Origin of the sequence: Aurantimonas sp. HBX-1, assembly GCF_021391535.1 — a bacterium.
Lineage (GTDB): Bacteria > Pseudomonadota > Alphaproteobacteria > Rhizobiales > Rhizobiaceae > Aurantimonas.
In genome coordinates, this window is sequence record NZ_CP090066.1 from 2,722,912 (window position 1) to 2,740,479 (window position 17,568).

Consider the following 17,568-nt stretch of genomic DNA (forward strand, 5'->3'; position numbering starts at 1 on the left):
CTCACATCGTCAGCGGCGCCTCGCGGCCCGGCTCTGCGGCCTCCGACGGCGGCACCAGCCGCTCGCGCCTGACGCAGGGCAGGAACACCACCTTGCCCTTTCCGTCAGCCTTGCGGGCCCTTTTCTTCCACAGCGGCGCCGGCGCCCGTGCGGCCTGCAATGTGACGATCTCTCCCATGACCGTGTCCTCCTCCTGCATGCGCCCTCCGCTCCTGCCGTAGGGTAATGAACCGATGTCAGAAGACCGGAGCGGAGTTAACAGCTTGCTAATATATCTTGCATAATCCTTTCGACCGGGGAAACGATCGATCAACTATCCGGGAAATCCATGAAGGACGAGGCGCCGCGCATCTTTCGCTCGCTCGAGAAGGAAGCCGGGCGCGGCGGGTTCGATACGGTGGTGCGCGCCGCGGTGGCGAGCTACGCCGCGCTGCGCAATCCGAGCGAGCACCAGGCGCGCAGCCTCGGACGTCTCCTCGTGCCGGTCTGGGACAAGCTCGGCGACCCGACCCTCTCGGGCATCGCCGTCAGCCTCGCCGACGCCCCGTCGCTGCCGCGGGCCGTCGTCGACTGCCTGCTCGCCGCGCCGGTGGACATCGCCGCGCCGTTCCTGCTGACCAGCCGCTGCCTCACCGAAGACGACCTGGCGGCGCTCGCCGCCTCCCCCGACCCGCAGCGCCGCCAGGTTGCCGCGATGCGGGCCGGGACCGAGGCCGTGACCTTCCTGGCGCCCACCCCCGAAACGCCGCCGGCCGCTGTCGCGGCCGAAGCGCCGTCGCCCGGCGCCGCCCTGCCCTCGCCCACCCCGCTCGCTGGCAGCGCCGCCGAGGCCCGCGCCACGCTCCGCCGCCTTGTCCAGCCCGGCGCCGCGCCGAAGGCTGCCACCACGCCGGGCACCGTCCGTGAGATCATCGCCGCGGCGCGCGCCGGCGAGATCGGCCGCGCCTATCGCGGCCTCGCGCGGCTCACGGAACTCGCCCCCGATACGATGACGGAACTGGTGGCCGAGCCGTCGGGCGACCTGCTCGCCGCCGCGCTGAAGGCGATGCGCGTCGGCAGCGGCGACGCGCTGACCGTCATCATGCTGCTGAAGCCGCGCGTCGGCCTCGACGTCCACGCCTTCCAGGCGATGAAGGGGCGCTACCGCGAGCTCGACGCGGAGATCTGCCGCATCCGGCTGCGCATGGCGCCGCCCCGGGCTCCCCAGGCGGCGTCCCCGGCGCTGCAGCCGAGGGCCTCAGAGCTGGAGCCGCGGCTTGCCGTCACCCCGGCGCGCGCCGCCTTCGGCCGCCGCCGCGCCGCCCCCTCCGCCGCAAACGGCGCCCGCTAGGCGGCACTCCGGCGCGGCCGGCGCAGGTCACTCCTCGACGATGTCGAGATAGGCCGCCACGTCGTCGGTCTCGATTTCCACCACCCAGTAATCCGGATCGAAGCGCGCCTCGCGGGCGAGCCGCTGCTCCATCGCCGCGTCGTCCATGGGGGGCTCGGCCATGAAGCGGCGCGAGCCGTCTTCCTCGCCGAAGCTCTGCGGCGCCGGCCCGTACAGCCGGACGCTGCCGGAGCGGCCGCGCGCGACGACGAAGATCGCCCCGGCCGCCTCCGCGCCGCGGCGGACCACGGCAGCAAAGGCTCCGTCGGCGAACAGCCGGCGCAGCAGCTGCGCGACGAAGAGATCGCTGGTTACGCGCATCGCCGCGGGATCACTGGATCGCGCCGATCTCGATCAGCCGCTCGAGGATCTTCGGGTCGGGCGCACCGGTCACCTCCAGCCCTTCCAGCGCCTCGAAGGTGCGGATCGCCGCCCGGGTCCGCTCGCCGACGATGCCGTCGGCCGACAGCTCGGCGACCTGCGCGGCATTGAGCCCAGCCTGGATCCGCCGCACCAGCTCGTCCTCGCTCAGCGTCGACAGCGTCGCCAGCGGGTCTTCGGCGATCTCGGTGCTGTCGTCCTGCACCAGCGGCCGGCTGGTCCGGCCCATGCGCTCCTCGAGGCTGGCGACCGCCATGGCGTCGGGGACGGCCGGCTCGGCGGCCGCGAACTCGCGCACCCTGGCGAGCAGCTGCGGCGTCGCCGCGCCGTCCGCGGCAAGCCCCTGCGCCTTCTGGAAGGCCTTCACGGCGGCCTCGGTGGCCGGTCCCGGCTTGCCGTCGATCGCGGCGTGGTAATAGCCGGCCGAGGCCAGCGCCGACTGCACTTCCTTGACCAGCGGCACCGGCATCAGGCTGCCATTGTTGCCGAGGGCTGCCGTGGCGACGCCGGCGGTGTCGCCGCGCGTCGCCAGCAGCGGCTGCGGGTGCTTGCCGGGCTGTCCGTAGAGCGCGTTGGCGGCCATCGAGCCGAACAGGATGCCGAAGGCAGCCAGTCCCGCCGACAGCGCCGGCCGGCGCGCCAGCACGGCACCGCCGGCCCGGACGCTGCGGCCGCCGAGCGACAGCGCGCCTCCGGCGAGCCGCAGCAACCGGCCGCCGGGGCTAGGCCGTGCGGCGCGTTTCTTCGGGCTTCGTGAGGGTGTTCGTTTTGGTGCGGGCATCACTCAGCGCTACGATGTTTTCCTTAGCAAGAAATGACGATTCCTCGGTCTTCGTGCAATCGCGCGGCAGCCGGACCGTCACCATGGTGCCGATCGCCGGCCGGCTGCTCATGGCGAAGCTCCCACCATGCAGCTCCACCAGCCCCTTGACCAGCGACAGGCCGAGTCCGGTCCCCTGATAGCGCCGCGCGGTGCCGCAGGAAACCTGCACGAAGGGCTGACCCAGCGTGTCGATGTCGGCCTCCGCGATGCCGATACCGGTGTCGCTGACGCAGATCTCGATGGAATCGACATCGGCGCGGGCTTCCAGCGTGACGACGCCGCTGTCGGTGAACTTCACCGCGTTCGACAGGAGGTTGAGGAGGATCTGGTGGCAGGCCCGGCGGTCGGCGACGATCGCCTCGACGTGGCAGGGCCGCAAGTCGAGCCGCAGGCCCTTCTGCAGCGCTTCGTCCCGCACGACATCGGCGGCGAGCGCCATCGCCTCGGAGGGCGAGAACGATTCGGGGACCAACTCGTAGCGCCCGGCCTCGATCTTCGAGACGTCGAGCAGGCTGTTCACCACCGACAGCAAATGCTGGCCGGACTGGCGGATGAGGCCGACATATTCCTTCTGCCGCTCGCTCTCGAAGCCGCCGAAGAATTCCTGGTGGAGAATGTCTGAGAAGCCGATGATGGCGTTCAGCGGCGTGCGCAGCTCGTGGCTCACCGCCGCGAGGAAATGGCTCTTGGCCGCCGACGACTGGTTGGCCGTCTCGAGTGCCGTCTGCAGGGCGCGCGCGTCCGGGCGGTCCTCGACCAGCGCGGTGATGGCGACGTCGACCGCCGCGCCGCCGGGCGCTGCGGCAAGCGCCGCGACGCTCGGCCGCCAGGTGCCGTCGCGCCGGCGCAGCCGCAGCTCGACGCGCTGCGGTGCGGCCTCGTGGCCGACGCCGATCAGCGCCGCGGCGAGCCCCGCCTGGTCCGCCGGATGGATCCGGGCGAACAGGCCCTCGCCGAGCGTCCCGTCCATCGCCAACAGCGTGCGGGCCGCGGCCGAGGCGCGCAGGATGGTGCCGTCGCGCTCGAGGCGCAGCCATGCGGCATCGAAGAAATCCGCTGCCGCCGAAAGATCGGGTGCCTCCGACGCGCGCAGGGATGCGGCACGCACCTGCCGGCGGGCGAGCAGCCGGCGCGCCGCGACACCGGCATAGGAGAGAAGGAGAACGGCGAGGAGACCGTTGCCGACCCCGAGCTCGAGGCCTGGGAGCCCGGCCATCGGCATGACGGTGACGGCGGTGGCCAACAGCGAGCCCGCCAGCGCCAGGGCCAGATGCCGGCGCCCCGCCAGCAGCGCCTCGGCCGGCAGCACCAGGAGGGCGAGCAGCCAGGCCGGCGAGAGGAGGTCGGAAGCCGCGGCCGCGGCGCCCGTCCCGGCGATCGCCAGCGTGCCGTAGAGCCAGGCGGCGGCGTCGAGGCTGCCGCGGTTGGAGAGGTAGGCGGCGGCGGCGAGCAGCAGCCCGGCCAGCACCAGCGGCGCGACGACGACGGTCACGTCCGTGCCCAGCGCCGCGAGCACCGGCGAGGCCACCGTCGCGGCAAGGCCGGTCGCGATGAGCAGGCCGATCGCCCAGGCATGCAGGCGCCGCTGGCGAGGCTCCCTGATGGCGGGCGCCACGAGCTCGTCCAGGCGCTCGCGAAGAAGGCGGGCCACGGCCTTCGCCGCGTGGCCTTCCTGCCTCGCTCCCGACGCTTCGATCATTCGCCTACCCGTATTCGTTCACTGCGTGGAGCGCCGCTTCCGGCAGGAATGGCTGCCCGGCTTCGAAGGCGATCATGGGCGGGACGGTTTAAGGAAGGCATAAACCGGCCGCCGCCAACGGCCTCCGTGGCGGCGAACTGCCAGTCAAGTCCTTGATTCGGCCAATATCGATTGCGGTTATGGTTAACGTTTCGCCATTCCCGCCAATTTGCCTCGAAAGCCTTCTATTCCGGGCGTTTCGCCGGCGCGCAACCGGAGCGGGCGGCCGCTGCCCGGATGCGCGGCATTTGAGATAAACTTGTCGACACGTTTCAACGGGACCTTCTCGCCCCTCGTGCATTGTGGCTTCTGAGAGCACAGACGAAGGCCGGGAGATCATGCCGGCCGGGGACGACATCCGGGGGTATCCCATGATCAGGTTCATCTTGAAGGCAGGCTTCTTTCTGGGACTCGTGGCGCTGCTTCTGCCGAAGGCCGACGACGGCACCACGACGGCGGCCGACGCGCCGCGATTCGACGTCTTCACCGCGATGATGGGCGCCCAGGCGGCGATCGCCGACCTCGCCGGCTTCTGCGACCGCGCCCCCGCGGCCTGCTCGGCCGGCGGCGAGATCGCTCGGTTCGCCGGCGAGCGCATCGGCGACGGCATCGCGCTGGCCTATGATTTCGTCGAGGGCGACGCCCGCCTCCCCGGCGTCTCCGCGCCGCAGGACAACGGCGTGACGATGGCGTCGACCGCCGCTCCGGCGCCGCGCGATCCGCTCGCCACCGGCACCATCGCCCGCGACGCGGCGCTCGCCATGCCGGCCGTCGAGCGCATCTCCAAAACCCGTCCGCTGCCCCTTCCGGCCACCGAGATCGGCACGGCGTCGAGCAGCCTGCCGATCCCCCGCCCCGCCCCCCGGGCCTGACATCGCCGGCTGCCGCGCCTATATGCGGGGAGCCGCCGACGACGGCGGTTCCTGACATCGCGGGAGACAGGATGCAGACGATCGAGGATATCACCGCGGATTTCGAGTATCTCGACGACTGGGAAGACCGGTACCGCTACCTGATCGAGCTTGGCCGGGCGCTGCCGCCGATGCCGGAAGACGCGGTGAACGACGCCAACAAGGTCCGCGGCTGCGTCAGCCAGGTCTGGCTCACCAGCGAGGCGGACGACGCGACCCCGCCGCATCTGACCTTCCGCGGCGAATCCGACGCCCATATCGTGCGCGGCCTCGTCGCCATCGCGCTGGCGCTGTATTCCGGCAAGTCCGCCCCGGAGATCCTCGACATCGACGCCGAGCAGGTGTTTGCGCGGCTCGGCCTGCAGGACCACCTCACGCCGCAGCGCTCCAACGGCCTGCGCTCGATGGTCAACCGCATCCAGAGCGACGCCAAACAGGCGCTCGCGCCCGCCTGACCCAACCAGCATCGCCGCCCCGGCATAGCTTGCGCCGGTAATCCGTTATTTCGCCGCGCCGCCGCCGATCGTCGGCCGGTAGTCGTCGGTGCCCCAGCGCCGTATCGCCGGACGGCCGCCCTTCGGCGCAGCCTTGACGCCGTAATGCCGGGCCAGCACCCCGAGCCCTGCCTTCAGCATCAGCTTGGCCGAGCGCGCCGGCCACTGCCGCTCCCGCTCGACGGTCTCAAGACCCTTCAGGAAGCAGCAGACGTCGAGCAGCACGCCGGAGAGTTCCGGCCCGACGGCGGCGATCGCCGCGTCCACCCGACGCCGCGCATCGATGGCGCTGTCGGAGAGGTCGCGGCTGCCTTTGCCGCCGCGCGCCCCGCGGGGCTGGCTGTCCCAGCGCTGGGTGATGCCCGGCATCAGCTGGCCGCGGGTGAAGTCGGCGCGCAGCCGCTCGCCGGCAATCGCCTCGGCGGCATCGAGGAACGCTCCGCCCGCCCTGCCGCCGCGGCTTGTGAGGCGCGCCAGCGGCGATTCGTCCGGATTGAACCCGCGCGCCGTCATCGGACGGCTCCGCCGCCGTCGGCGGCCTCGTCCGGCGCCGGTTCGAGCGCCGTCTTCACCGCATGCGCCAACGTCTCGAGCCGCGTCAGCATCGTGTCGAAGGCGGCGTCGTCGCGCCGGTCCTCGATCCGCCGCACCGCATGCGCGACGCTGGTGCGGTCCCGCCCGAACGCCTCGGCGATCCCCGACAGCGACACCTGGAAGACAACGTGGGCGAGATACATCGCCACGTGCCGCGCCTCGCAGACCGGCGCCACCGCCCGGCTGGGCCGGGCGATGTCGGTGACCGGTATGGCGAAGAAGGCGCTGGCGATCTCGCGGGCGAGACGGCAGGCGCGCCGGCCCGCCGCTGCATTGCGGGGAAACGGGCCGGCGGGACGGCCGGGCGGGGAAAGGGCGACATCGCCGCCGACGCCGGGGGACTGCATGGGAGACCTCCATTCGCATCATTCCTGACCTCTATAACGACCCTCGTCCGGTATGTGAATAATTTCCTATATGGCTGGTGCATGATCGGGGCGAGCAGCTGATGGAACACCGCGCCCCGCGCTGGCCCGCGCCGATCGCCGGAAAGGTATTTATCCCCATAAGCTTCTGCCGAGCGACCCTTGGGCCAACCTCGCCTGGAGCAGAACATGGCCGGAAGCCTCGATACCGCCCCCCTCGACGCCGCGCTCGCCGCCGCCATCCGCCGCCATGCCGAGCGGCAGCGGCGATCCGTCGCGCGCGAGCTGCATCGGCTGGACAAGGCCGTGCTGCTGCGCCGCCTCGGACTGGGCGACGAGGCGGTTCAGGTGGCGGTGGCGGCCGGCAGCGCCGCGCAGCTCCCCTCGCCGCTCGGCGCCTGGCTGCGCGAACGGGTGGCGGTCGAGCTCCGGCACCTGGCGCGCCAGGCTCGCGGCGCCGACCCGCGCTACGACATCAACCGCCATATCGCCGTGAAGCGCCTCTCCCGCTGGCTGGGCGGCGGCGAAGACGATGCCGGCGAGGCCGACGAGCGAACCCCCGGCCGGGTGCTGAACGACCGCTTCGCCGGGTGCCGCAACGGCATCGCCCGGCGCCGCAGACGGCCGGACTGAGGTTGCGCCGGGTCTCGCGCGGGTCGATCCGCCCGGCCGTCCGCGGCCGAGCGCGCTTGACACGCTTCGCTGCGCCGCGTCACAACAGCCCGACGCCGGGGCGGGTGGAGTGGTGGGCCGCTGCACCCGACTTTCCGGCCAATCGATCTGGGAGGATCACCATCATGCGTTTCAAGAACCTGCTTCTCGCCGCCTCGTCGCTCGCGCTCGTCGCCGGCGCCGCCCAGGCGCAGGAAGTCTCCAACGATGTCGTGAAGATCGGCATCCTCAACGACCAGTCCGGCGTCTACGCCGACTTCGGCGGCCAGTGGTCGGTCGAGGCCGCCAAGATGGCGGTCGAGGACTACGGCGGCACGGTGCTCGGCAAGCCGATCGAGATCGTCTCCGCCGACCACCAGAACAAGGCGGACATCGCCTCCAACATCGCCCGCGAATGGTACGACGTGCAGAACGTCGACGCGATCATGGAGCTGACCACCTCGTCGGTCGCCCTCGCGGTCCAGGGCCTGTCGCGCGAAAAAGAGAAGATCACCATCACCACCGGCGCCGCCACCACCGAGCTGACCGGCGCGCAGTGCAGCCCCTACGGCTTCCACTGGGTCTATGACACGCATGCCCTGGCCGTCGGCACCGGCGGCGCGCTGGTGAAGGCCGGCGGCGACAGCTGGTTCTTCCTCACCGCCGACTACGCCTTCGGCTATTCGCTGGAAGAGCAGACCGGCAATTTCGTCAAGGAGAATGGTGGCGAGGTGCTCGGCGCCGTGCGCCATCCGCTCGGCACCACCGACTTCTCGTCCTTCCTGCTGCAGGCGCAGAGCTCCGGCGCCAAGGTCATCGGCCTTGCCAATGCCGGCCTCGACACCGCCAACGCCATCAAGGGCGCGGCCGAGTTCGGCATCGTCCAGGCCGGCCAGCAGCTCGCCGGCCTCCTGTTCACCCTTGCCGAGGTCCACGGCCTCGGGCTCGAGGCGGCGCAGGGCCTGAACCTCACCGAAGGCTGGTACTGGGACCAGAGCGACGAGAACCGCGAGTTCGCCGCCAAGTTCGAGGAAAAGACCCAGCGCAAGCCGAACATGGTCCAGGCCGGCACCTATTCGGCGGTCATGCAGTATCTGAAGGCCGTCGAGGCCGCCGGCACGGACGCCACCGCGGAAGTTGCCGCCAAGCTGCACGAGCTGCCGGTCGAGGACGTCTTCGCCAAGAAGGGCACGGTGCAGGAGAACGGCCGCATGGTCTACGACATGTACCTGTTCCAGGTGAAGGCGCCGGGCGACTCCAAGGGTCCCTGGGACTACTACACCGAGGTCGCCAAGGTCCCCGGCGGCGAGGCCTTCCTCTCGGTCGAGGACTCCGGCTGCGACGTCGCGAGCTTCGCCAACTGATCCTGCGAGATGGCGGGGCGGCACGTTGCCGTCCCGCGCGGCAGACCGGTGCAGACTGGACAGCGGCCCGTCCGGGCCGCAGTCTGCGCCGATCGCTGCCCGCATGATCTGCCGAAAACTGACCGAACCTCATTTCGAGCTGGACGGGAGTCGCATTCGCCCATGAGCGCATCATCGCAGGAGGTCATCCTCTCTGCCCGCGGCCTCACCAAGGAGTTCTTCGGCTTCAAGGCCGTGAGCGATGTCGATCTCGACATCAGGGAGAACACCATCCACGCCCTGATCGGCCCGAACGGCGCCGGCAAGACCACCGTGTTCAACCTCCTGACCAAGTTCCTGAACCCGACCGCCGGGACGATCCGTTTCCGCGGCCAGGACATCACCCGGCTGAAGCCGGCCGACGTCGCCCGGCTCGGGCTCGTCCGCTCGTTCCAGATCTCCGCGGTGTTCCCGCATCTGACGGTGCTCGACAATGTCCGCGTCGCGCTGCAGCGCAAGGCGGGTCTCGGCACCCAGTTCTGGCGCTCCAACCGCGCCCTCGACCGGCTCGACGCCCGCGCCGGCGAACTGATCGAGGCGGTCGGCCTCACCGCCTATGTCGAACTCGAGGCGGCCGAACTGCCCTACGGGCGCAAGCGCGCCCTCGAACTCGCCACGACGCTGGCGCTGGATCCGCCCGTGCTGCTGTTCGACGAGCCGATGGCCGGCATGGGCGTCGAGGACATCGGCCGCATCTCGGGCCTCATCCGGCAGATCGCCAAGGACCGCACGGTCGTCATGGTCGAGCACAATCTCAACGTCGTCGCCGACCTCTGCGACCGGGTGACGGTGCTCGCCCGCGGCGAAATCCTCGCCGAAGGCGACTACGCCGAGGTCAGCGCCAATCCGAAGGTGCGCGAAGCCTACATGGGAACCGAGCATGACTGAGACCCGGGCGGGCAGCCCCCTTCTCGAGGTCCGCGACCTGCATGGCTGGTACGGCGAAAGCCACGTCCTGCACGGCGTCTCGCTGGACATCCACGAGGGCGAGACGATCACCCTGCTCGGCCGCAACGGCGCCGGCAAGACGACGACGCTCCGGGCGATCATGAACCTGTTGCCGCGGCGGGAGGGCACGATCCGCATCGCCGGCAACGACATGATGAAGGTGCCGGTGCACCGCACCGCCTATTCCGGCATCGGCTACGTGCCGGAGGAGCGCGGCATCTTCGCGACCCTGTCGGTGGCCGAGAACCTGACGCTGCCGCCGAAGGTCGCCGAGGGCGGCATGAGCGTCGAGCAGATCTACGAGCTGTTCCCGAACCTTGCCGAGCGGCGCAACTCGCCGGGCACCAAGCTCTCCGGCGGCGAGCAGCAGATGCTGGCGATCGCCCGCATCCTGCGCACCGGGGTCAAGATCATCCTGCTCGACGAGCCGACCGAGGGCCTTGCCCCGGTGATCATCCAGCGCATCGGCGACGTGCTGACCGAACTGAAGAAGCAGGGCATGACGCTGCTCCTGGTGGAGCAGAACTTCCGCTTCGCCCGCCGCGTCGCCGACCGCTTCTTCCTGATGGAGGATGGCCACATCCTCGAAAGCTTCCCGACATCCGAGCTCGATGCGAAGATGGACCGGCTGCATGAAGTGGTGGGAGTGTAACCCGCGATGACCATGATCTTCGGCATTCCGCTCCCGGCGCTGCTCGGCCAGTTGCTGATCGGCTTCATCAACGGCTCGTTCTACGCGCTGCTCAGCCTCGGCCTCGCGGTCATCTTCGGCCTGCTGCGCGTCATCAACTTCGCCCACGGCGCCCAGTACATGCTCGGCGCCTTCACCGCCTATCTGATCCTGCAATATGCCGGGCTCGGCTTCTGGCCGACGCTGATCCTCGCGCCGGTGATCGTCGGCATCCTGTCGGCGGTCATCGAGCGCACGATGCTGTCGCGGCTCTACGATCTCGACCATCTCTACGGCCTGCTCTTCACCTTCGGCCTGGCGCTGATCATCGAGGGCACGTTCCGCTATTATTTCGGCGCGGCCGGACAGCCCTACCCGACCCCGCCGCTGCTCGACGGCGGCACCAATCTCGGCTTCATGTTCCTGCCGAACTATCGCGGCTTCGTCGTCGTCGCCTCGCTCGCCGTGTGCCTCGCCACCTGGCTGCTGATCGAGAAGACCCGGCTCGGCGCCTATCTGCGCGCCGCCACCGAGAACCCGCAGCTGGTGCAGGCCTTCGGCGTCAACGTGCCGCTGCTCCTGACGCTGACCTACGCGCTCGGCGCGGGCCTGGCGGCGCTCGCCGGCGTGCTCGCCGCGCCGATCTATCAGGTCAGCCCGCTGATGGGCACCAACATCATCATCATCGTCTTCGCCGTGGTGGTGATCGGCGGCATGGGCTCGATCCTCGGGGCGATCATCTCCGGCTACGCGCTCGGCATCCTCGAGGGCCTGACCAAGGTGTTCTACCCGGAAGCCTCCAACATCGTCGTCTTCGTCATCATGGCGATCGTGCTCATGGTCCGCCCCGCGGGCCTGTTCGGAAAGGAGGCCTGAGATGGCCAGCCTCGGCGATACCGGAACGATCCGGGCACGGAACACGGGCACCGAAGCGCTGGCGGGGAAGGTCTCGGCGCAGCGGCGGCTGGGCTGGATCGGCATCGCCGTCGCGGTGATCGCGCTGGCGGGGCTGATCGCGGTGCCGTTCTTCGTCTATCCCGTGTTCATCATGAAGGTGTTGTGCTTCGCGCTGTTCGCCGTCGCCTTCAACCTCCTGCTCGGCTATGTCGGGCTCCTCTCCTTCGGCCACGCCGCCTTCTTCGGCGGCGCCGCCTACTTCACCGCCCACGCCGCCAAGGTCTGGGGCTGGGAGCCGCTGTCGGCGATCCTCCTCGGCGCCGCCGGTGCCGGGCTGATGGGGCTGATCATCGGGGCGCTGGCGATCCGCCGCCAGGGCATCTATTTCGCGATGGTGACGCTGGCGCTGTCGCAGATGGTGTTCTTCATCTTCCTGCAGGCGCCCTTCACCCATGGCGAGGACGGCATCCAGGGCGTGCCGCGCGGCCACCTGCTCGGCTTCATCGACCTCGGCCAGCCGCTGAACATGTACTATTTCGTGCTGGCGGTGTTCGTCGCCGGCTTCTTCGCCGTCTGGCGCATCGTCAACTCGCCCTTCGGCCACGTCCTCAAGGCGATCCGCGAGAACGAGAACCGCGCCATCTCGCTCGGCTACCGGGTCGAGCGCTACAAGCTCGGCGCCTTCGTCATGTCGGCGGCGATCGCCGGTCTCGCGGGATCCACCAAGGCGCTGGTGTTCCAGATCGCGACGCTCACCGACGTCGCCTGGCAGATGTCCGGCGAGGTGGTGCTGATGACGCTGCTCGGCGGCATGGGCACGATCTTCGGCCCCGCCGTCGGCGCGGCGCTGGTGGTGACGATGCAGAACTACTTCGCGACGTCCGACATCCCGGTGACGGTGATCATCGGGGTCATCTTCATCCTCTGCGTGCTGCTGTTCCGCCGCGGCATCGTCGGCGAGGCGATCCGGCTGATGAAGCGCTAGGAACGGCCGGAGCCGGCGGCTGCAGGCCTCAGAGCGGGGCCCGCAGCATCACCCGGACGTTCGGGCCGTCGCCATATTCGATGGCGGCGTTGAGGCTCTGGGCCATGGCGCGGATCAGCTTGGTGCCGAGCCCGGTGCTCTTGGCCTGCTGCGGCTGGACCTTGCCCTTGCCGTCGTCCTCGACGACCAGCTGGAAGCGCTCGGCCAGGCGGGCCAGCGACACCCGGATCTCGCCCGCCTCGCCCTCGCCATAGGCGTATTTGCAGGCATTGCTGACCAGCTCGTTGACCACCACGCCGACCGAGACGGCCTTGTCGGTGTTGAGGCGGATCGCCTCGACATCGAGCACCACGTGGCGCGGCGAGGACGGGGTCGACCAGGTCTCCTCCAGCTCCTCCACCAGCACCTTGAGATAGTCGGCCATGTCGACCGTGGCGATCTCGTCGGAGGTGTAGAGCCGGCGGTGCACCTGGCCGATCGCCCGGATCCGCTGCTGGGTGTCCTTCAGGGCGATGCGGGCTTCCTCGTTGTCGAGGCTGGAGGCCTGCATCTGCACGAAGGCCGAAACCAGCTGCAGGCTGTTGGCGACGCGATGGTTGGCTTCCTTGAGCAGCGCCGCCAGCCGGTCGTTGCTGGCCTTCAGCGCCGCGTCGGCGTCGGTCTTGGCGGCGACCAGCCGGGCGTGCGCCAGCGTCTGCTCGAAGCTCGAGGCGAGCAGGTCGAAGAAATCCTCGCCGATGGTCTTCACCACGTAGTCCGCAGCGCCCGCCTTCAGCGCCGCGACGGCGACGCGGCTCTCCTCCGAGCCGGTGACGTAGACTACCGGCGGCGGCGACGGCAGGGCGCGCACCAGCGCCAGCGTCTCCAGCCCGTCCATGCCCGGCATGTAATGGTCGATGGCCAAGAGGTCGAAGCCTTCCGACTTGAGGCGCGCCAGACCCTCCGGGCCGCTGGGCGCGGTCGCGACCTCGTAGCCGCGGCGCCGGAGCGCGCGCTGCGTCAGAAGTCTCAGTCCCTCGTCGTCGTCGATATACAGAACGCGGGGCAAGTCAGGTCTAGCCGCCCACCTCGGGGTCGGGAAGCTGGATCACCGACAGGAACAGGCCCAGCTGCCGGATCGCCTGGGAGAAGGCCTCGTAGTTCACCGGCTTGGTGATGTAGACATTGGCGCCGAGATCGTAGCAGCGCTGGATCTCGACCTTGTCGTCGGTGGTGGTCAGCACGACGACGGGGGTGCGCTTCAGCGGCCCCTCGGACTTCATCCGCGCCAGGATGTCGGTGCCGCTCATGTCCGGCAGGTTGAGGTCGAGCAGCACCAGCGCCGGGCCGTTATGGGCCGGGCCGTCCGGCGCGTCGTAGAGGAACTGCAGCGCCGAGGTGCCGTCGGTGAAGTGCCGGACCGGGTTGGTCACGCCGGCGCGGCGGATGTTCTTCTCGATAAGGCGTGCGTGACCCTCGTCGTCCTCGATCATCACGATGTTTACTGGGAGATGAGCGTTCACGTCGTCCTCATGTCTCGTGCAGCTTGGCGGTCATTGAAAGGCGAAAAGTCGCCCCCTGGTCAAGCGCCGAGTCGCAACCGATCATTCCGCCCAGTCGATAAGCCAGCGCGCGCACATGTGCCAGCCCGATTCCCTCACCCGGCTGATCTTGTTGGCCGGAGCGGCGGAACAGGTCGAACACCCGGTCGTGGTCCTTCGGGTCGATGCCGCGCCCGTTGTCCTCGACCTCGAAGATCACCCGATCGTTCTGCCGCTTGCCGCGCACCTTGATGCGGCCGGGCCGACCGGGCTTCAAATACTTCACCGCGTTCTCGATGAGGTTGGAGAAGATCTGCTCGATCGCCACCCGGTCGCTGACGAGGTCGGGCAGCGGCTCGACCTTCACCTCCGCCCCGACCTCGGTCAGCCGGTGCTGCATGCTGTCGACGATCGTGCGGACCATGGCGTTCATGTCGATCCGCTCCGGCGTCATCACCCGGCGGCCCTCGCGCGACAGGCGCAGGATGGCGTTGATCAGCCGGTCCATCTTCTCGGTGGAGGAGCGGATGAAGCCGATCGCCTCCGGCAGGTCCTCGCGCACCGCCAGCCTTGCGTCCTCGGTGATCACGTCCGGGGCTTCCGCCTCCGCCTTGTCGATCATCTCGGCCAGCTGCTTGGTCGCGGCGTCCAGTTCGCTGGTGAAGCCCATGACGTTGACCAGCGGCGAGCGCAGGTCGTGCGAGACGATGTAGGCGAAGCGCTGGATCTCGTCGTTGGCCCGCTGCAGGTCGGCGGTCCGCGTCTGCACCACCGATTCCAGGTCGTCGTTGAGGTAGCGCAGCTTGTCGCGCGACTGGCGCAGTTCGCGCAAATTCTGCCGGGCGGCCCAGATCGTCCCCAGCGCGACCAGCAGCAGCAGGATGCCGGCGACGATCATCACCACATAGGAGGTGGCGAGAAACGCCTGCTGGGCCTCGGAGCGCTGCCGCAGCAGCGCGGATTCGGCGGCCGACATCTCGAACGCCAGGTCGCGGATCTCGCCGATCAGCGCCACGTTGGCCTCGCCGACGCGGCCGACATCCTCGGGCCGCAGCCCCTCGGCCTGCCGCGTGGCGATCGATTCCCGCATCAGCGCCAGGTGGTCCGCCGTCAGGGCCGAGAGCGCCCGGACCCGTTCGAGCTGCGCCGGATTGTCGGCCACCATCTGGCCGATCTCCTCGAGCAGCGGAGGGATGCGCGCGGCGCTTTCCTCGAAGATGGCCAGGAACCGCTCGTTCGGCTCGAGCAGGAAGCCGCGGCGGGCGGCTTCCGCGCGCTCCGTCAGGATGCGGATGTCGGAGAGCGTCACCTCGACCTCGTAGGTGTGCGCGACCGTCTGGTTGCTCTCCTGCGTCCGCACGACCAGCCAGGCCACCGCCAGGCCGAGCACGATCAGCAGCGCAAAGCCGGCGGTGATCGCAGCGACCAGCGACCGACGGTAAAGCCGCTCGGGTAACGTCATGAAGGCCTCTGCCGCAAAATTCGTCCCGGGATGCCATATCCCGGCGGGGGCGGCGTCACAACCGGTAAGGGTGGGGGGATGGTGCGCGCTGACCCGTGGAGGGTGGGCGGCGAACGGGGTGTGCGGGTGAGGATCGCTTTGTTTGAGGTGAGGTCCGGTGGCAGAAAGCACCGGACGATATCTTCGGGATGATGCTTCGCTGGTGCCTTGGGTCACTACATCATGTCGATCACGACCTTGCCAAAAGGACCACGCGCAAGATGCTTGAAAGCGACGGGCAATTCGGCGAGCGGATAGCGCGCATCCACGACTGGCCGGATACTCGCTCGGTCGACAGCCCGCACTAGGCGCTCTAGTGCCCGGCGGCTACCGGTGCCGATGCCGTGAATGGTGATGTTCTTGAGCATCAGGGGCATGGCCGGGGAACTGAATTCGAAGCCGTCGAGAGCGCCGATCTGGCAGACATGGCCGCCGACGGCGGCGAGTTCAACTGACTGGCCGAGATGCGCCCCGCCGATCACCTCCAGCACGATGTCGGCGCCGCGATCACCGGTGATCCGATAGACCGCCTCCATCCAGTCTTCCGCACTCGCGTCCACGAAGTGATCGGCGCCGAGCGCATTCACCAGCGCTGCGTTAGCGGGCTGACCACAGACGATGACCTCGGCACCGCTCGCTTTGGCGATCTGAAGACCAAACAGAGCGACGCCGCCGGTGCTGGGGATCAGCACTGTATCGCCGGCGCGCACTCCGGCGCTTTCCACAAGCGCAGACCAAGCTGTCAGCCCTGCCACTGGCAATGTTGCCGCCTGCCAGGGTTCAAGGGTTTCTGGCGCCTTGACGAACCAAAGCTCCGGCATCGCCAAATATTCGGCTAGGACACCCGGATAGAACCCGCCCAGCGTCTGGTAGGCGGGAGTGCGGGCGGTGCCGGGACGAAGGCCGTCGATCCAGTCCGGCGTCGGCGTTGACAGGACCCGGTCGCCGACGGCGAAGCGGCTGGCACCCTCGCCAAGGGCCACGACTTCGCCCGCAAGGTCCGACCCCGGCGTGAAGGGGAACCGCAGCGGCAGGCCGCGTCCGCTCTCCAACACCATCTTGTCGCGGTAGTTCAGCGCCACGGCCGCTGCCTGCACGAGGACCTCCCCCCTGCCCGGAGTCGGTATCGGACGGTCGCGCAGTTGCAGGTGATCGATCCCGATCGCATCGATCTCCCAGCGCCGCATGTTGGTCATCGCTTGTATCCTCTCTTGCCGGAGCCGGAGACCACCCAATCGATCGGCGATCAGTGCGCTCCGGTGTCAAGGGCAATGTGCGCCCTGGCATTGTACGAGAGAATGGTGTTAATCCGACATCATTCGTTGCGCTGGAAGTGTACAATGACGCCCGTCGAGTTCGCCGAGTTGCGAGCCTTCTCGTTGGTGGCAGAGGAGCGGAGCTTCCGCCGCGCCGCCAAACGGCTCGGCCTGTCGCCATCGGCGCTCAGCCGCACCATTCGGTCGCTGGAGGAGCGTCTGGGCGTCCGGCTCCTAAATCGTACGACGCGTAGCGTAGCGCCCACGGAGGCGGGCCAAGGGCTCTACGCGCGCATTGAGCCCACCTTGGCGGAAATGGATGCCGCTCTCCGCGAGACCGGTGCCTTCCAGGCGAAAGCCAAAGGCATCGTGCGAATAAACCTGCCCAGCATTGCGGCCCGGCTTGTTGTGATGCCGCGCCTGGGTGCCTTCGCAGCTGCCTTCCCAGGTGTCGAACTTGACCTCGTGATAGACAACGAGATCACCGATATCGTGGCGAAAGGCTTCGACGCTGGCGTGCGAATTGGCGGCGAGGTGCATCGGGACATGATTGCGGTGCCCCTCACCCCAGAACTTCGTACGGCGGTGGTAGGCTCACCGGCTTATTTCGCTACGCACTCGCCGCCGGCATCCCCGCAGGACCTTTCCCATCACCGCTGCCTCAGCTACCGCTGGGGCAGAAGCGGCGCCCTTCTGCCGTGGCGCTTCGCAGGGAACGGCAGGCGCGCCGCGGCGATCATGACCGGCAACGTGCTCACCGCCAACGATACCGATCTCCTGCTCGCAGGCGCCCTTCAGGGCATGGGCCTTGCCTCCCTGCTAGAAGACTTCGTTGCGGCTCATATCGAACGCGGTGAATTAGTTCGGGTTCTGGCCGATTACGACGAGCCGCTGCCAGGCTTCCATCTCTATTATTCCAGCCGAACCCGGATGCCGGCAGCGTTGCGCGCCTTCATCGACTTCATGAAGCTTGTCACTGATCCCGGCTCCAATGTCATGGGGAACGGTGGAGGCCGACAGTCACAAAACACGTCCTCGAATTTGTGAGTGACCGCACCCAAC

At 68.9% G+C, this 17,568-nt stretch carries 20 protein-coding genes; 10 read left to right on the forward strand and 10 right to left on the reverse strand.

Annotation, left to right across the window (positions count from 1 at the left end):
* Position 1: 1 nt before the first annotated feature.
* Positions 2–199 carry a hypothetical protein gene (locus tag LXB15_RS12915; RefSeq protein WP_233948840.1) on the reverse strand — a complete coding sequence of 66 codons (198 nt, stop codon included), beginning with the start codon at positions 197–199 and terminating at the stop codon, positions 2–4.
* 129 nt (positions 200–328) lie between these two features.
* Here LXB15_RS12915 and LXB15_RS12920 point away from each other — a divergent pair, with 129 nt between their 5' ends.
* The gene (locus tag LXB15_RS12920; protein ID WP_233948841.1) at positions 329–1,330 is read left to right on the forward strand and encodes a hypothetical protein; all 1,002 of its coding nucleotides are present in this window, start codon (positions 329–331) and stop codon (positions 1,328–1,330) included.
* A gap of 27 nt (positions 1,331–1,357) precedes the next feature.
* Here the strand turns inward: LXB15_RS12920 and LXB15_RS12925 are convergent, their stop codons facing one another.
* The 3 genes from LXB15_RS12925 to LXB15_RS12935 are packed head-to-tail and all read right to left on the reverse strand — an operon-like array spanning position 1,358 to position 4,224.
* Positions 1,358–1,690: a DUF1491 family protein gene (locus LXB15_RS12925; protein WP_233948842.1), complete on the reverse strand. Its 333-nt coding sequence runs from the start codon at positions 1,688–1,690 to the stop codon at positions 1,358–1,360.
* Between the two features lie 10 nt (positions 1,691–1,700).
* Positions 1,701–2,459, reverse strand: a complete 759-nt coding sequence (locus LXB15_RS12930) for a peptidoglycan-binding protein (protein WP_233948843.1) — start codon at positions 2,457–2,459, stop codon at positions 1,701–1,703.
* 13 nt (positions 2,460–2,472) lie between these two features.
* On the reverse strand, positions 2,473–4,224 hold the full coding sequence (locus LXB15_RS12935; protein WP_233948844.1) for a HAMP domain-containing sensor histidine kinase: 1,752 nt from the start codon (positions 4,222–4,224) through the stop codon (positions 2,473–2,475).
* Positions 4,225–4,682: 458 nt separating this feature from the next.
* On the opposite strand from LXB15_RS12935, the gene LXB15_RS12940 reads away from it, so the two are divergent.
* Both LXB15_RS12940 and LXB15_RS12945 read left to right on the forward strand, forming a co-directional pair.
* On the forward strand, positions 4,683–5,183 hold the full coding sequence (locus LXB15_RS12940) for a DUF5330 domain-containing protein (protein ID WP_233948845.1): 501 nt from the start codon (positions 4,683–4,685) through the stop codon (positions 5,181–5,183).
* Between the two features lie 71 nt (positions 5,184–5,254).
* Complete coding sequence (locus LXB15_RS12945) at positions 5,255–5,677, forward strand: SufE family protein (RefSeq protein WP_233948846.1); 423 nt, start codon at positions 5,255–5,257, stop codon at positions 5,675–5,677.
* A 45-nt stretch (positions 5,678–5,722) separates the two neighbouring features.
* Here LXB15_RS12945 and LXB15_RS12950 read toward each other — a convergent pair whose 3' ends face one another.
* Positions 5,723–6,229 (reverse strand): DUF6456 domain-containing protein, encoded by a 507-nt coding sequence (locus LXB15_RS12950; protein WP_233948847.1) that lies wholly within the window; start codon positions 6,227–6,229, stop codon positions 5,723–5,725.
* On the reverse strand, positions 6,226–6,657 hold the full coding sequence (locus tag LXB15_RS12955; protein ID WP_233948848.1) for a helix-turn-helix domain-containing protein: 432 nt from the start codon (positions 6,655–6,657) through the stop codon (positions 6,226–6,228). The genes LXB15_RS12950 and LXB15_RS12955 overlap by 4 nt, the downstream gene beginning before the upstream one ends.
* 207 nt (positions 6,658–6,864) lie before the next feature.
* Between LXB15_RS12955 and LXB15_RS12960 the strand changes: the two genes are divergently transcribed.
* From LXB15_RS12960 to LXB15_RS12985, 6 genes are all read left to right on the forward strand, one after another.
* Positions 6,865–7,308: a hypothetical protein gene (locus tag LXB15_RS12960; RefSeq protein ID WP_233948849.1), complete on the forward strand. Its 444-nt coding sequence runs from the start codon at positions 6,865–6,867 to the stop codon at positions 7,306–7,308.
* Between the two features lie 164 nt (positions 7,309–7,472).
* On the forward strand, positions 7,473–8,690 hold the full coding sequence (locus LXB15_RS12965; RefSeq protein ID WP_233948850.1) for an ABC transporter substrate-binding protein: 1,218 nt from the start codon (positions 7,473–7,475) through the stop codon (positions 8,688–8,690).
* A gap of 162 nt (positions 8,691–8,852) precedes the next feature.
* Complete coding sequence (locus LXB15_RS12970; protein ID WP_233948851.1) at positions 8,853–9,617, forward strand: ABC transporter ATP-binding protein; 765 nt, start codon at positions 8,853–8,855, stop codon at positions 9,615–9,617.
* A complete protein-coding gene (locus LXB15_RS12975; RefSeq protein ID WP_233948852.1) occupies positions 9,610–10,329 on the forward strand; it encodes an ABC transporter ATP-binding protein in 720 nt (239 codons plus the stop codon). The genes LXB15_RS12970 and LXB15_RS12975 overlap by 8 nt, the downstream gene beginning before the upstream one ends.
* Before the next feature lie 6 nt (positions 10,330–10,335).
* Positions 10,336–11,223, forward strand: coding sequence for a branched-chain amino acid ABC transporter permease (locus LXB15_RS12980; RefSeq protein WP_233948853.1), 888 nt, complete (start codon positions 10,336–10,338; stop codon positions 11,221–11,223).
* Position 11,224: 1 nt separating this feature from the next.
* Positions 11,225–12,229, forward strand: coding sequence for a branched-chain amino acid ABC transporter permease (locus LXB15_RS12985; RefSeq protein ID WP_233948854.1), 1,005 nt, complete (start codon positions 11,225–11,227; stop codon positions 12,227–12,229).
* 28 nt (positions 12,230–12,257) lie between these two features.
* On the opposite strand, the gene LXB15_RS12990 is transcribed toward LXB15_RS12985, so the two are convergent.
* The 4 genes from LXB15_RS12990 to LXB15_RS13005 all read right to left on the reverse strand — a co-directional run bounded on the left by LXB15_RS12990 (position 12,258) and on the right by LXB15_RS13005 (position 16,446).
* Positions 12,258–13,277, reverse strand: a complete 1,020-nt coding sequence (locus tag LXB15_RS12990) for a sensor histidine kinase (protein WP_233948855.1) — start codon at positions 13,275–13,277, stop codon at positions 12,258–12,260.
* Between the two features lie 7 nt (positions 13,278–13,284).
* Positions 13,285–13,701, reverse strand: coding sequence for a response regulator (locus LXB15_RS12995; RefSeq protein WP_233953161.1), 417 nt, complete (start codon positions 13,699–13,701; stop codon positions 13,285–13,287).
* Positions 13,702–13,738: 37 nt separating this feature from the next.
* Positions 13,739–15,211, reverse strand: coding sequence for a CHASE3 domain-containing protein (locus LXB15_RS13000; RefSeq protein ID WP_233948856.1), 1,473 nt, complete (start codon positions 15,209–15,211; stop codon positions 13,739–13,741).
* Positions 15,212–15,426: 215 nt separating this feature from the next.
* Positions 15,427–16,446 (reverse strand): NAD(P)-dependent alcohol dehydrogenase, encoded by a 1,020-nt coding sequence (locus tag LXB15_RS13005; protein ID WP_233948857.1) that lies wholly within the window; start codon positions 16,444–16,446, stop codon positions 15,427–15,429.
* 144 nt (positions 16,447–16,590) lie between these two features.
* On the opposite strand from LXB15_RS13005, the gene LXB15_RS13010 reads away from it, so the two are divergent.
* Positions 16,591–17,553: a LysR family transcriptional regulator gene (locus LXB15_RS13010; protein ID WP_233948858.1), complete on the forward strand. Its 963-nt coding sequence runs from the start codon at positions 16,591–16,593 to the stop codon at positions 17,551–17,553.
* Positions 17,554–17,568 lie beyond the last annotated feature (15 nt).

Coding starts and splice junctions, on each gene's coding strand:
- LXB15_RS12915 (WP_233948840.1), bottom strand. CDS start 199: ATGCAGGAGGAGGACACGGTCATGGGAGAGATCGTCACATTGCAGGCC.
- LXB15_RS12920 (WP_233948841.1), top strand. CDS start 329: ATGAAGGACGAGGCGCCGCGCATCTTTCGCTCGCTCGAGAAGGAAGCC.
- LXB15_RS12925 (WP_233948842.1), bottom strand. CDS start 1,690: ATGCGCGTAACCAGCGATCTCTTCGTCGCGCAGCTGCTGCGCCGGCTG.
- LXB15_RS12940 (WP_233948845.1), top strand. CDS start 4,683: ATGATCAGGTTCATCTTGAAGGCAGGCTTCTTTCTGGGACTCGTGGCG.
- LXB15_RS12945 (WP_233948846.1), top strand. CDS start 5,255: ATGCAGACGATCGAGGATATCACCGCGGATTTCGAGTATCTCGACGAC.
- LXB15_RS12950 (WP_233948847.1), bottom strand. CDS start 6,229: ATGACGGCGCGCGGGTTCAATCCGGACGAATCGCCGCTGGCGCGCCTC.
- LXB15_RS12955 (WP_233948848.1), bottom strand. CDS start 6,657: ATGCAGTCCCCCGGCGTCGGCGGCGATGTCGCCCTTTCCCCGCCCGGC.
- LXB15_RS12960 (WP_233948849.1), top strand. CDS start 6,865: ATGGCCGGAAGCCTCGATACCGCCCCCCTCGACGCCGCGCTCGCCGCC.
- LXB15_RS12965 (WP_233948850.1), top strand. CDS start 7,473: ATGCGTTTCAAGAACCTGCTTCTCGCCGCCTCGTCGCTCGCGCTCGTC.
- LXB15_RS12970 (WP_233948851.1), top strand. CDS start 8,853: ATGAGCGCATCATCGCAGGAGGTCATCCTCTCTGCCCGCGGCCTCACC.
- LXB15_RS12975 (WP_233948852.1), top strand. CDS start 9,610: ATGACTGAGACCCGGGCGGGCAGCCCCCTTCTCGAGGTCCGCGACCTG.
- LXB15_RS12980 (WP_233948853.1), top strand. CDS start 10,336: ATGACCATGATCTTCGGCATTCCGCTCCCGGCGCTGCTCGGCCAGTTG.
- LXB15_RS12985 (WP_233948854.1), top strand. CDS start 11,225: ATGGCCAGCCTCGGCGATACCGGAACGATCCGGGCACGGAACACGGGC.
- LXB15_RS12995 (WP_233953161.1), bottom strand. CDS start 13,701: ATGATCGAGGACGACGAGGGTCACGCACGCCTTATCGAGAAGAACATC.
- LXB15_RS13000 (WP_233948856.1), bottom strand. CDS start 15,211: ATGACGTTACCCGAGCGGCTTTACCGTCGGTCGCTGGTCGCTGCGATC.
- LXB15_RS13005 (WP_233948857.1), bottom strand. CDS start 16,446: ATGACCAACATGCGGCGCTGGGAGATCGATGCGATCGGGATCGATCAC.
- LXB15_RS13010 (WP_233948858.1), top strand. CDS start 16,591: ATGACGCCCGTCGAGTTCGCCGAGTTGCGAGCCTTCTCGTTGGTGGCA.